The 12,499-nt window shown below is 57.2% G+C and carries 12 protein-coding genes; 10 read left to right on the plus strand and 2 right to left on the minus strand.

The window, feature by feature from the left end:
- The first annotated feature begins 32 nt into the window (after positions 1-32).
- From Z946_RS0115775 to Z946_RS0115790, 4 genes are all read left to right on the plus strand, one after another.
- Complete coding sequence (locus tag Z946_RS0115775) at positions 33-389, plus strand: hypothetical protein (RefSeq protein WP_025056689.1); 357 nt, start codon at positions 33-35, stop codon at positions 387-389.
- A gap of 102 nt (positions 390-491) precedes the next feature.
- A complete protein-coding gene (locus Z946_RS0115780) occupies positions 492-1,304 on the plus strand; it encodes a TIGR00282 family metallophosphoesterase (RefSeq protein WP_025056690.1) in 813 nt (270 codons plus the stop codon).
- Positions 1,301-2,221, plus strand: a complete 921-nt coding sequence (locus tag Z946_RS0115785; RefSeq protein ID WP_025056691.1) for a DMT family transporter — start codon at positions 1,301-1,303, stop codon at positions 2,219-2,221. The genes Z946_RS0115780 and Z946_RS0115785 overlap by 4 nt, the downstream gene beginning before the upstream one ends.
- A 29-nt stretch (positions 2,222-2,250) precedes the next feature.
- Positions 2,251-4,023 (plus strand): SLC13 family permease, encoded by a 1,773-nt coding sequence (locus Z946_RS0115790; protein WP_025056692.1) that lies wholly within the window; start codon positions 2,251-2,253, stop codon positions 4,021-4,023.
- A gap of 21 nt (positions 4,024-4,044) precedes the next feature.
- Here the strand turns inward: Z946_RS0115790 and Z946_RS0115795 are convergent, their stop codons facing one another.
- Positions 4,045-5,817: an SLC13 family permease gene (locus Z946_RS0115795; protein WP_025056693.1), complete on the minus strand. Its 1,773-nt coding sequence runs from the start codon at positions 5,815-5,817 to the stop codon at positions 4,045-4,047.
- Between the two features lie 194 nt (positions 5,818-6,011).
- On the opposite strand from Z946_RS0115795, the gene Z946_RS0115800 reads away from it, so the two are divergent.
- Positions 6,012-6,764, plus strand: a complete 753-nt coding sequence (locus Z946_RS0115800; RefSeq protein ID WP_025056694.1) for a YebC/PmpR family DNA-binding transcriptional regulator — start codon at positions 6,012-6,014, stop codon at positions 6,762-6,764.
- 32 nt (positions 6,765-6,796) lie between these two features.
- On the opposite strand, the gene Z946_RS0115805 is transcribed toward Z946_RS0115800, so the two are convergent.
- Positions 6,797-7,048, minus strand: coding sequence for a hypothetical protein (locus Z946_RS0115805; RefSeq protein ID WP_025056695.1), 252 nt, complete (start codon positions 7,046-7,048; stop codon positions 6,797-6,799).
- Between the two features lie 228 nt (positions 7,049-7,276).
- Here Z946_RS0115805 and Z946_RS0115810 point away from each other — a divergent pair, with 228 nt between their 5' ends.
- The 5 genes from Z946_RS0115810 to betB all read left to right on the plus strand — a co-directional run bounded on the left by Z946_RS0115810 (position 7,277) and on the right by betB (position 12,476).
- The gene (locus Z946_RS0115810; RefSeq protein ID WP_081780887.1) at positions 7,277-7,873 is read left to right on the plus strand and encodes a LysE/ArgO family amino acid transporter; all 597 of its coding nucleotides are present in this window, start codon (positions 7,277-7,279) and stop codon (positions 7,871-7,873) included.
- A 37-nt stretch (positions 7,874-7,910) separates the two neighbouring features.
- Complete coding sequence (locus tag Z946_RS0115815) at positions 7,911-8,813, plus strand: DMT family transporter (RefSeq protein ID WP_025056697.1); 903 nt, start codon at positions 7,911-7,913, stop codon at positions 8,811-8,813.
- Positions 8,814-8,885: 72 nt separating this feature from the next.
- Positions 8,886-9,461 carry a choline-binding transcriptional repressor BetI gene (gene betI, locus Z946_RS0115820; RefSeq protein ID WP_025056698.1) on the plus strand — a complete coding sequence of 192 codons (576 nt, stop codon included), beginning with the start codon at positions 8,886-8,888 and terminating at the stop codon, positions 9,459-9,461.
- Positions 9,458-10,966, plus strand: coding sequence for a choline-sulfatase (betC, locus tag Z946_RS0115825; RefSeq protein ID WP_025056699.1), 1,509 nt, complete (start codon positions 9,458-9,460; stop codon positions 10,964-10,966). The genes betI and betC overlap by 4 nt, the downstream gene beginning before the upstream one ends.
- Before the next feature lie 52 nt (positions 10,967-11,018).
- Positions 11,019-12,476, plus strand: coding sequence for a betaine-aldehyde dehydrogenase (betB, locus tag Z946_RS0115830; protein WP_025056700.1), 1,458 nt, complete (start codon positions 11,019-11,021; stop codon positions 12,474-12,476).
- Positions 12,477-12,499 lie beyond the last annotated feature (23 nt).

Genomic DNA, 12,499 nt, shown 5'->3' on the forward strand with positions numbered 1-12,499 from the left:
TGCCAGATAAAGGCCCATAGAAACGGGCATGGTTGCATGCGCAGGCGCAGGATTACGCACCCAAGATCGCCAAGACCCTTCAGAGGACGATCGTTGGTGGTGGACCATTGGCATTCGAGGCGATTGAGGTCTACCCAGAGCAGTCTCGCGTGGATATCGTCTATGCCGGTGACAAGGACGCCTTCAGTAAATTCGCCAATGCACAGCATGCAAGGCCCTGGGATGTGATGCGCTTTGCCAATTTCGAGTTGCGCAAGGCTCTGTGCAAGAATTTCCAGAGAACCGCGATGAAGGCAAATGATGTGGTCTTTGTCGTGGGCTTCAAGCTCGGGGAACAGCCGAACCACAACACGGTGTTCAGTGATGACGCCTGTATGCTCTATATCTGAACGGGGCTAAGCCGCCGTATCGAACACAGGAGGGGTCAGGGCAAGAGATCATACTCATTTGCCGCTTGCCCAAAAGGCCGCAGAAGCATACCCGTAGAGCCTATGAAAATACTCTTTCTTGGTGATGTAATGGGCCGCGCCGGCAGGCGTGCCATTTCTGAAAATCTGCCCCGCCTGCGCGAAGAGCTGAAGCTCGATTTCGTAGTGGTGAACGGCGAGAATTCGACCAGCGGGATGGGCCTCTCAGGATCCCACGCGAAAACGCTGCTGGAGGCGGGGGCGGACTGTCTGACGCTCGGTGATCATGCCTTTGACCAAAAGGATATGCTCAACTTCATCGAACAGGAACCGCGCATTATCCGGCCGCTGAATTTCTCAAAGAATGCACCGGGAAAAGGGGCGCGTCTTTTCACTGCCAAAGGTGGGCGTAAGGTGCTTGTTACGCAGGCGCTGGGGCAGGTGTTTATGAAGCGGCCCTTTGACGATCCGTTCTCGGCGCTTGATCAGGTGCTCAAAACGCACCCCTTGGGCGGCATGGCCTCGGCAATTATCGTTGATATCCATTGCGAGGCCACATCAGAGAAAATGGCAACCGGACATTGGTGCGACGGACGTGCGAGCCTTGTCGTAGGCACCCATACCCATGTGCCGACATCAGATGCGATGATCCTGCCGGGCGGGACTGCGTACCTAAGCGATGCGGGCATGTGTGGCGATTACCATTCGGTGATCGGGATGGAGAAAACCGAACCGATGCGCCGCTTTATCACCGGCATGCCGAAAGAGCGCTTTACACCCGCCAACAGCGAGGCAACCTTGTCCGGCGTCTATATCGAGACTGATGACAAGACAGGCCGCGCCACCCGCATTGTACCTGTGCGCAGCGGCGGAAAGTTGCAACAGAGCATGCCATGACAACCCGCCAGATTGCATTCTTTACGGGATGTTTGATCATCATGGGCGCAGGCTGGGGTGCCACACAGCCTATGACCAAAATCGCGGTTTCTACGGGATATGGCCCGTTTGGACTGTTGTTCTGGCAGACAGTGATCGGCGCGGCTCTGATGGCAGTCATTTGCGCATTGCGCGGTACCGCGCCGCCTTTAAACAGGCAGGCGATTAGGCTTTACATCATCCTTGCGCTGATTGGCGCAGTGCTGCCGAACACGATCTCATATCAGGCGGCGGTACATCTGCCGTCTGGGATCATGTCTTTGTTGCTCAGTATCATTCCGATGTTCGCCTTTGCGATCGCGCTTGCGGTGGGCAGTGAAACCTTTCAGTGGCGTCGAATGATCGGGCTTATTTTCGGATTGATTGGCGTGCTGATGATTATCGCGCCTTCTGTCGAAATGGGGCAGGCGGTCCCGACGGGATGGGCGCTGATTTATCTGCTGACTGCTGCATTCTACGCCTTTGAGGGGAACTACATCGCCAAATGGGGGACGCAGGGCCTTGATGCGTTTCAGGTGATGCTGGGGGCATCGGTGGCTGGCATGGTGCTGATTACACCGGTGATGCTGTTGACCGGTCAGATGGTTTTCCCCGAACTTCCGATGCCTGTACCACAGATGGCGCTTGTCGCGGGCTGTGTGATCCATGTTTTCGTCTACACCGCCTATGTCTGGCTTGCCGGACTGGCGGGGGCTGTGTTTACCGTTCAAGTCAGCTATTTGGTAACGGGGTTTGGTCTGGTGTGGGCATATCTGATCTTGGACGAAGCATACGCACCGACCATCTGGGTGGCACTGGCCGTGATATTTGCGGGCATGTATCTGGTTCAGCCCAAACCGGCATCGGCGGATGGCGGCATGCTGGATCCAGCTGAATAACACGCGCTGCGGCGCCTTGAGGACGACACATGGAATTCCTTTCCCTTTCACAGACCGGCAGTGCGATTTTGTCCATCACGGTCGTCGTGGTCATGTTTATTCTATTCCTGCGCGAGACTTTCCCGACCGAAGTCGTAGCGTTGGGTGGCGCGGCGATGCTTCTGGCGACAGGTGTGCTGCCCTATGAGGACGCACGCATGGTCCTGTCGAACTCTGCGCCTTGGACCATCGCGGCCATGTTCATCGTGATGGGCGCGTTGGTACGTACCGGTGCGCTGGATGTGCTGACCCGTATGGCCGAACGGTACGCCCGTACAAACCCCAAGATGGCCGTGATCGGCGTGATCCTTTCGGTGATGGGGGCCAGTGCAATTATGAACAACACACCCGTCGTTGTCGTCATGATCCCCGTGGTTGTGCAATTGAGCAAAACCCTTGGCACCAAGGCGTCCAAGCTTCTGATCCCGCTCTCATACGCCGCAATCATGGGTGGCTCGCTGACGTTGATCGGCACCTCGACGAACCTGTTGGTTGACGGTGTCGCACGCAGTCAGGGGCTTGCCCCTTTTGGCATCTTCGAGATCCTGCCCATCGGTCTGGTGGTCTGCGCGTGGGGGCTGACCTATATGGCGGTTTTCGGTCGCAAGCTTTTGCCAGATCGCGAGAGCATGGCCTCTATGCTGTCTGACCGCTCCAAGATGAAGTTCTTTACCGAAGCCGTCATTCCGCCCGAGAGCAACCTGATCGGCCGTGAAGTGCTGGATGTGCAGCTTTTCAAACGGCAGGGCGTGCGCCTGATCGACGTTGTCCGTGGCGACGAATCCCTGCGCCGTAACCTCAAAGGGGTGGTGCTGGAGATTGGTGACCGTGTTGTTCTGCGGACAGAAATGACCGAACTTCTGAGCCTTCAGGCCACTAAGGAACTCAAACGCGTTGACCAGCTGTCGGCGGTCGAGACGACAACCGTCGAGGTACTTATTACGCCTGGATGTCGCATGGTTGGCCGTGCATTGGGCGCGATGCGCTTGCGCCGCCGTTACGGTGTTTATCCGCTGGCCGTGCACCGCCGCAACCAGAACATCGGTATGCAACTAGATGATTTGATTGTCAAAGTTGGCGATACGCTGCTGCTGGAAGGCGCGGCTGAGGACATCTCTCGTCTGGCGTCCGACATGGACATGGTCGACGTTAGCCACCCGACAGCGCGCGCTTACCGGCGCGGTCATGCGCCGATAGCCATCGCGGCATTGGCAGGCATCGTTATTTTGGCCGCACTCAATGTGGCCCCCATCCTGCTGCTTGCTGTCGTGGCTGTGGCGGTCGTTCTGCTGACGGGCTGCATTGATGCAGAGGAAGCTTTTTCCTTCGTGGATGGCCGCCTGTTGGCACTCATTTTCTCGATGCTGGCGGTCGGGGCGGCCTTGCAAAATTCCGGTGCTATTACCCTGATGGTCGATGCGATTTCGCCGACACTGGCTACGATGCCTCCCGGTGTAGTGATTTTCTGCGTGTTCCTGCTGACAACGATCCTGACCGAGATCGTTTCAAACAACGCCGTTGCTGTGATTATGACACCTATCGCAATAAGCCTTGCTGCGGCGCTGGGCATGGATCCAAGGCCGCTGGTGGTGGCCGTGATGATTGCGGCATCCTGCGCCTTTGCAACACCTATCGGCTATCAGACTAATACGCTGGTTTACGGTCCGGGTGGGTATAAATTCACGGACTTCATGCGCGTTGGTATCCCGTTGAACGTGTCCATGTCGCTGCTGGTCAGTGCAGTCATCCCGCTGTTTTGGTAACAGCGGGCGATGGGGGCAGGATCATAGCGGCCAGAACACCAGAATGGCCGGTATGGATACAGCAACGACAATAATCTCCAACGGAAGGCCCATACGCCAGTAATCGCCAAAGCCATAGCCGCCGGGGCCAAGGATCAGCGTGTTGTTCTTGTGCCCGATAGGCGTGAGAAACGCGCTGGAGGCGGCAACAGCGACAGCCATCAGGAAAGGATCAGGCGACACGCCCAGCGTCTGGGCCATCTGGATGCCGACAGGGGCCGCGACAATGGTGGTCGCTGTGTTGTTGAGCACATCAGACAAGGTCATGGTAACGACCATCAGCACAGTCAGGACGATCCATGGCGCGAGGCCCTCTGTCAGGCCCAGCAAGGCACCAGCGATCAGCTCGGTTCCGCCGGAGGTCTCCAGTGCAGCGCCCAAGGGGATCATTGATCCCAATAGGACAACGACTGGCCATTCGATATGTGTATAAAGTTCGGATAGCGGTACGATTTTGGCAAGCACGTAGGCGATGACCACTAGACCAAGAGCCACCGGCAGGTAGATCAGACCAAAGCTCGCGGCCAGAACCGCCGCTCCGAACAACCCGATGGCAAGCCAGACCTTAGTATTCTCTGTCACGGCAAGGCCGCGGTCCGCCAGTGGCAGGACGTTCAGCCATTCGGTCACATCAGCGGCTGTGTCACGTGGGACCAGCAGAAGCAGAATATCGCCTACTTCCAATTCGGTACCGCGCAAATGTGAAGTAATCTTGCGGCCCCGTCGCGATATGCCCAATAGTACAGTGCGTTGCCGCCAGGCAAGCCCCACGGCCTGCGCAGTCCGTCCATTCAGTCGCGAATCTTCGCGGACGACAACTTCAATAATTTCAACGCCTTCTCCGCCGGCCTTCAGTTGATCTTCGCGGGCGCTGTCCGCCAGCGCGAGATCCAGCGTGCTGCGGAACTCGTCCAGCGCATCCGGTGTCGCCTCAAGCACGATTGCATCACCAGCTTTCAGTGCCACATTGCGCGATTGCCCGTAGCGCCGTTTGCCGCCACGGGTGAGGCCAAGTATGGCCACGTCAGCAGTTTCCGCGACCGGAATAAGTTCCTCCAGCCGTTTGCCGACGTGTTTGCTTCCCTCGGGCACCACCAGTTCGGCAATGTATTGCGAGATATCTTCGGTGCTGAGTGATGCATCCTCGCGCGCGGGGATCAGCCGCCAGCCGATCAAGGCGACAAAGATCAGTCCTGCAATCGCCGCCACGCCGCCAACGGGCGCAAAATCGAACATCCTGAAGGGCTCTCCGAGGCTTTCCTGCCGGATGGATGCGATAATGATATTGGGCGGTGTGCCGATCAGAGTGACCATGCCGCCCAGAATGGTGGCAAAACTCAGCGGCATCAGGCTGAGCCCCGGCGCACGACCTGCCTTGCGGGCGGTCTGGATATCGACCGGCATGAGCAGGGCCAGCGCAGCCACATTGTTCATAAATGCAGACAAGATGCCGCCAACGGCACCCATAAGTGTGATGTGAGCACCCAACGATCGCGACGCATCAATCAGCGTGCGGGTGATCAGCAGCACAGCGCCGGAGCGTACCAGCCCCGCAGAGACGACCAGAACCAGCGCCACAACAAGCGTGGCAGGATGCCCGAACCCGGAAAACGCGTCCTTGGAGGGGACGACACCCAGCACAACGCCTACCATAAGGGCGCTGAAAGCCACGATGTCATAACGGAATTTACCCCACAGCAGCATCCCGAAGACGGCACCGAAGAGAGTGAATAGAATGATCTGATCTGTACTCATTCCGGCACCATGTTGTGATTGGGGGGGCAGGGCAAGAGGCGTTGTGCAGGATCACGCCGACTGATCCCTTGCGCGCGTCGCAAGTGGTAGAATGGCGGACCCTGCTAATTACCACAGCAGACGTGAGCCTTGCGAACCGGTCGGGCGCTGCCCTATAAGCGCGTCGAACGCAGTACGCTACACAGAGGTATCTCATGGCCGGCCACTCCAAATGGGCAAACATCCAGCACCGCAAGGGGCGACAGGACAAAATCCGCGCCAAGCTGTTCTCAAAATTCAGCAAGGAAATTACCGTTGCTGCAAAGATGGGCGACCCCGATCCGGACAAGAACCCGCGTTTGCGTCTGGCCGTCAAGGAAGCCAAAGCGGCATCCATGCCCAAGGACAACATCGACCGCGCGATCAAGAAATCCGTCGCGGGCGAAGGTGAGGACTATAAGGAAATTCGCTACGAAGGGTATGGTCCCAACGGCGTAGCGGTGATCGTCGAAACGATGACGGACAACCTGAACCGCACAGCATCAACCGTCAGGTCCACATTCACCAAGAACGGCGGCAATCTGGGCGAGACCGGTAGTGTCGGATTTATGTTCGATCGCAAAGGCGAGATTACCTACACCGCCGAGGCGGGCGACAATGATACGGTAATGATGGCTGCAATCGAAGCCGGTGCCGAGGATGTTGAAAGCTCTGAAGAGGGCCATGTCATCTGGTGCGCCGATACAGACCTGAACGATGTGGCAACGGCGCTCGAAGCGGAACTTGGCGAATCTGCATCAACCAAGCTGGTTTGGAAGCCGACAACGACCACCGAAATGGATCTTGAGGGCATGCAGAAGCTGATGAAGCTGGTGGATGCGCTTGAAGATGACGATGATGTTCAACGCGTTACCACGAACTTCGAAGCGTCTGACGAAGTTATGGAGCAGCTTGAAAACGCGGATTAAGCCGCGCTTTCAGAGATTTGGCGGGGCCTGCGTCAGACGCGGGCCTTGCCACTGAACAGGCAACGCAGGTTAAACCAGCTGTTGCAATTGGACGCCAAAGATTTGACCGGCTTTTGCTGTGACACGTGGGCCAACACTCTTTTTACTTCGTTAAGTTGCGAACGTGCGGCGGCACCACCTGCTGCGGCCTGCACATCAAGAATTTTGGTTTGTGTATGAAGGGCCGCTTCGATCACTTTGAGATCGCTGGCTGTAACGTCGAGTTGGTGTGCTTTTGCAAACATCTTATTTATCCTTTTAAGTGCTGCTGGTATTTAAGCGCTCCTGCCCAAATTTCCAGCCTTTCATTGACCGATCACCAAACCGTGTGTGATTTTTGACGTTTTCCTGCCGAGAAGCTTGATTTGTTTCAAAAACGTCCGGCTCACCGGTGGTGATGTTATGGCAATCCGTGTCTCCTGGCCGCTCAACACTTGTTGCCGCCGGTGAAAAAGGGCAATCAACTGCCTATGATGACGTCTTTCTTCCCCGGCTTCGCATTAAGCCTCACTCTGATTCTGGCAATTGGAGCGCAGAACGCCTTTGTTTTGCGACAAGGCCTGCGGCGCGAACATGTCTTCTGGGTTTGTCTGACCTGTGCTGCCTGCGATGCGCTGTTAATCGCTGCCGGGGTCGCGGGTTTCGGGGCGCTGTCAGAGGCGCTGCCGTGGTTCGAGACTGTCATGCGGTATGGTGGTGCGGCTTTCCTGATCTGGTATGGATGGCTCAACGCGCGGTCCGCATGGCGGGGCGGGGAAATGCTTGACACCGGCGGTGTGACGACGCAATCGCTGCGGCGGGCGATCTTAACCCTTTTGGGGCTGACCTTTCTCAATCCCCATGTCTATCTCGACACCGTTGTTCTGCTTGGATCAATCTCGGCGCAGTATCCTGACAGGCTGGCCTTTGGCACCGGCGCAGTTACTGCAAGCTTTTGCTTTTTCTTTACTTTGGGATACGGTGCGCGCCTTTTGGCCCCCTTGTTTGCCAAACCTGTCAGCTGGCAAATTCTTGATGCGCTTATTGCACTGACAATGTGGGCGATTGCGGCAAAACTTTTGTTCGGATGACCTTGCCCTTTCCCCGCGCGGCGCTCAATCTGGTGATATGACCACTGCATTACCCCAACGCCCGCTGACGGGAATATTCTGGATGCTGGTGACGGGACTGTGTTTCATCATGGTGACCGCACTGGTGAAATACATGGGGCCGCGCCTGCCCGCTGCAGAGGCGGCATTTATCCGCTACGGTCTGGGGCTGGTGTTCCTTATCCCCATCATCGGCTCATTGCGCAGCACGCGGTTGTCGCGCCGCCAGTGGACGTTGTTCAGCCTACGAGGCTTTTGCCATGCGATGGGGGTGATCCTGTGGTTCTTTGCCATGACCCGCATCCCAATCGCCGAAGTCACCGCAATGAACTATCTCGCGCCGATATACGTAACGATCGGGGCGGCGTTATTCTTGGGCGAAAAGCTGGCACTACGCCGTATCATCGCTGTGATTATGGGGCTTGCGGGTGCCGCCATCATTTTGCGCCCGGGATTTCGCGAAGTCAGCATGGGCCATCTGGCAATGCTGTTGGCTGCAGTTGTCTTTGCCGGTTCGTATCTGATTGCCAAAGTCCTTGCTGATGAGGTGCGTCCGGGCGTGGTTGTGGGTCTTTTGTCCGTATTCGTAACACTGGGGCTGGCACCTTTCGCGATCCCCGTCTGGATCATGCCAACGTTACAGGAACTGGCGATCCTTATGGCAGTCGCCTGCTTTGCCACCGCAGGGCATTACACCATGACGCTGGCCTTTGCAGCGGCACCTTTGACGGTCACACAGCCGATCACGTTCCTTCAATTGGTTTGGGCCACAGCCTTGGGTGCCATCGCATTTGCCGAACCTGTCGATATCTGGGTTGTCTTAGGCGGTGCGGTCATTCTTGGGTCCGTCACATTTATCACCTGGCGCGAGGCGACATTGAAACGCCAGATCACACCTAACGCCAACGCAACGAAGGTCTGATCTCTTTTTATTGATTGACTGATCAATAAAGATGTCTACCCTTATCGGGTAACGTCGAGAGGACCGATTCCCATGCCCAAGGTCGGAATGGAACCCATACGCCGCTCCGCGCTGGTGCAGGCTACCATACACGAGATCGGTGCGGCACATTCCCTGGATGTGACGGTGGGCCAGATCGCAAAACGTGCTGGCATGTCGACTGCGCTGGCGCACCATTACTTCGGTGGCAAGGATCAGATATTTCTGGCGGCGATGCGGCATATCCTTTCGGAGTACGGCGCAGAGGTCCGTGCGCGTCTGGCAGAAGCCCGCAGTCCGCAGGACCGCGCAGCGGCCATCATCATTGCTAGCTTTGACGAGACATGTTTTGACCCTGCTACCGTGAACGCATGGATGACGCTTTATGCAGCCGCGCCTACCAATGTTGAAACCCGCCGCCTGCTGCGGCTTTACCAGCGCAGGTTGCGGTCAAACCTGACCCATGCGCTGCGGCCCGTATCGGCAACGGCCGAGGCTGATGCCGATACATTGGCCGCGTTGATAGACGGCCTTTACCTGCGTGCTGCCTTGTCCGAGCGGGGTAGAGCCTCCGCTGCGCGGGCAAGTGCGCTTTCTACATTACACCTTTTGCTGGAAGCCGCGAAATGACCAAGCCGAATATCCTGATCGTGATGGTGGACCAGCTTAACGGCACGTTGTTTCCCGACGGCCCTGCCGATTGGCTGCATGCGCCCAATCTTAAGGCATTGGCGGCGCGCTCCACCCGGTTCGCAAACTGCTATACCGCATCGCCGCTGTGCGCGCCGGGGCGTGCGGCGTTCATGTCGGGCCAATTGCCGTCTGCCACAGGTGTTTATGACAACGCGGCCGAATTCGCGTCCTCCATTCCGACCTATGCTCATCACTTGCGCCGTGCGGGCTATCAGACTTGCCTGTCAGGCAAGATGCACTTTGTTGGACCGGACCAGTTGCACGGGTTCGAGGAGCGCCTGACCACGGATATCTATCCGGCAGACTTCGGCTGGACACCTGACTACCGCAAGCCCGGTGAGCGTATCGACTGGTGGTATCACAACATGGGGTCGGTCACAGGCGCTGGCGTTGCAGAAACGTCCAACCAAATGGAATACGACGATGAAGTTGCATACAACGCAACCCGCAAGATTTACGAATACGCGCGTGGTGCCGACGCGCGGCCATGGTGCCTGACAGTCAGCTTCACCCATCCGCATGATCCTTATGTGGCCCGTAAGAAATATTGGGACCTCTATGAAGATTGCGAACATCTGCTGCCGGAAGTGCCGGCAATGGACTACGCGGACCACGATCCGCATTCCCAGCGGATTTTCGACGCCAATGACTGGCGCAGCTTCAATATCTCCGAAGATGATATCAAACGCTCGCGCCGCGCCTATTTCGCCAACATCAGCTATCTTGATGACAAAGTAGGTGAGATCCTACAGACGCTCGAAGATACCCGTCAGGAAGCGACAATTCTCTTTGTCTCTGACCATGGCGATATGTTGGGGGAGCGCGGACTTTGGTTTAAGATGTCCTTCTTTGAAGGGTCCTCTCGTGTGCCGATGATGATTTGCGCACCGCAAATGTCACCCGGTCTGCAAAACACACCTGTCAGCAACATCGATGTCTGCCCAACGCTTTGCGATTTGGCCGGCGTCAGTATGGAAGAGGTGATGCCATGGACCAGCGGCCAAAGCCTTGTGCCGATGGGGCAGGGCGTTGAGCGCACGGAGCCGGTTGCCATCGAATACGCGGCTGAAGGCACCTATACGCCAATGGTTTCGCTCAGGTACGGCAGATGGAAATACAACCGCTGCACCATCGACCCTGATCAGCTTTTCGACCTTGATGCTGATCCGCATGAGTTGACCAATCTTGCCGGTCACCCAGAACATCAGGGCACGCTCAATTCGATCAAGGCCAAGTCCGAAGCACGCTGGGACCTTGCCGCCTATGACGCCGATGTCCGCAAATCACAGGCGCGCCGTTGGGTGGTCTATGAGGCGCTGCGGGAGGGCGGCTACTATCCATGGGATTACCAACCGCTGCGTAAAGCGTCAGAGCAATACATGCGCAATCATATGGATCTGAATGTTCTAGAAGAAAACAAACGCTTCCCACGGGGCGAATAAACCAAAACCAACCAATACCCATTATTGTACTACCGCCGGAGACGCACAGCAGATGCCATACGACACGCAGCCACCCGCAAGCCATTTCATCGATGGTTCCTATGTAGAAGACACCGCAGGGACCCCGATTGACGTGATCTACCCTGCCACCGGCGAAAAGATTGCGACCGTACATGCAGCAACGCCTGCTATCGTCGATCAGGCAATCGCTTCGGCAAAAAAGGCCCAAGCCGCGTGGGCCGCGATGACCGGCACGGAGCGGGGCCGCATCTTGCGTCGCGCGTCAGAGATCATGCGCGAGCGCAACCACGACCTCAGCGTGCTTGAGACCTATGACACCGGCAAACCCTATCAAGAGACCTCCGTTGTCGATGCCACCTCGGGAGCGGATGCGTTGGAGTATTTCGGCGGTATGGCTGCGACACTTACAGGCGAGCATATCCAGCTGGGCGAGAACTGGGTTTATACGCGGCGCGAGGCGCTGGGCGTCTGCGTTGGCATTGGTGCTTGGAACTATCCAACGCAGATTGCCTGCTGGAAGGGCGCACCCGCGCTCGCCTGCGGCAATGCTATGATCTTCAAGCCTTCTGAGACTACACCTCTCTGCGCACTGAAGGTGGCAGAAATTCTTTATGAAGCGGGCCTGCCCGCGGGTCTTTATAACGTGGTGCAGGGCATGGGTGAGGTCGGCAGTGCGCTGGTCACGGACCCCCGCGTGGACAAGGTATCATTGACCGGTTCAGTACCCACCGGCCGCAAGGTTTATGCCGCCGCTGCCGAAGGCATCAAACATGTGACAATGGAGCTTGGCGGAAAATCCCCGCTGATCGTCTTTGACGATGCGGACATCGAAAACGCCGTTGGCGGCGCTATCCTCGGCAACTTCTACAGCTCGGGACAGGTCTGTTCCAACGGTACACGTGTGTTTGTACACAAGGCGATCAAAGAGAAATTCCTGAGCCGTCTGACAGAGCGACTGGGCAACGCGGTTATCGGGGATCCGATGGACCCCGATACAAGCTTTGGCCCGATGGTGTCCGAGCGGCAGATGAATATCGTGCTGGGGTACGTCGAGAAGGGCCAGTCAGAAGGTGCGCGGCTTGTGACAGGCGGTGCGCGGCTTGAGCGCGAGGGGTTCTATCTGCAACCCACCGTTTTTGCCGATGTGACCGACGATATGGCCATTGCGCGGGAAGAAATTTTTGGACCTGTGATGGCTGTGCTTGATTTCGAAGATGAAGACGATGTCATGGCGCGTGCCAATGACACCGAATTTGGTCTGGCGGCGGGCGTATTCACCCGCGATCTGACCCGCGCCCACCGCGTTGCCGCGCGGTTCGAGGCAGGGACCTGCTACATTAACACCTACAATGACGCGCCGGTAGAGGCGCCCTTCGGGGGATCAAAGAATTCCGGTGTGGGCCGCGAGAATTCGAAGGCGGCAATTGAGCACTATAGCCAGTTGAAGTCGGTCTTTGTCCGGATGGATGACGTCGAAGCGCCCTTCTGAGGGGCGTGATCCGAAGGCGCGCT

This window comes from Sulfitobacter noctilucicola, assembly GCF_000622385.1.
Classification (GTDB): Bacteria; Pseudomonadota; Alphaproteobacteria; order Rhodobacterales; family Rhodobacteraceae; genus Sulfitobacter; species Sulfitobacter noctilucicola.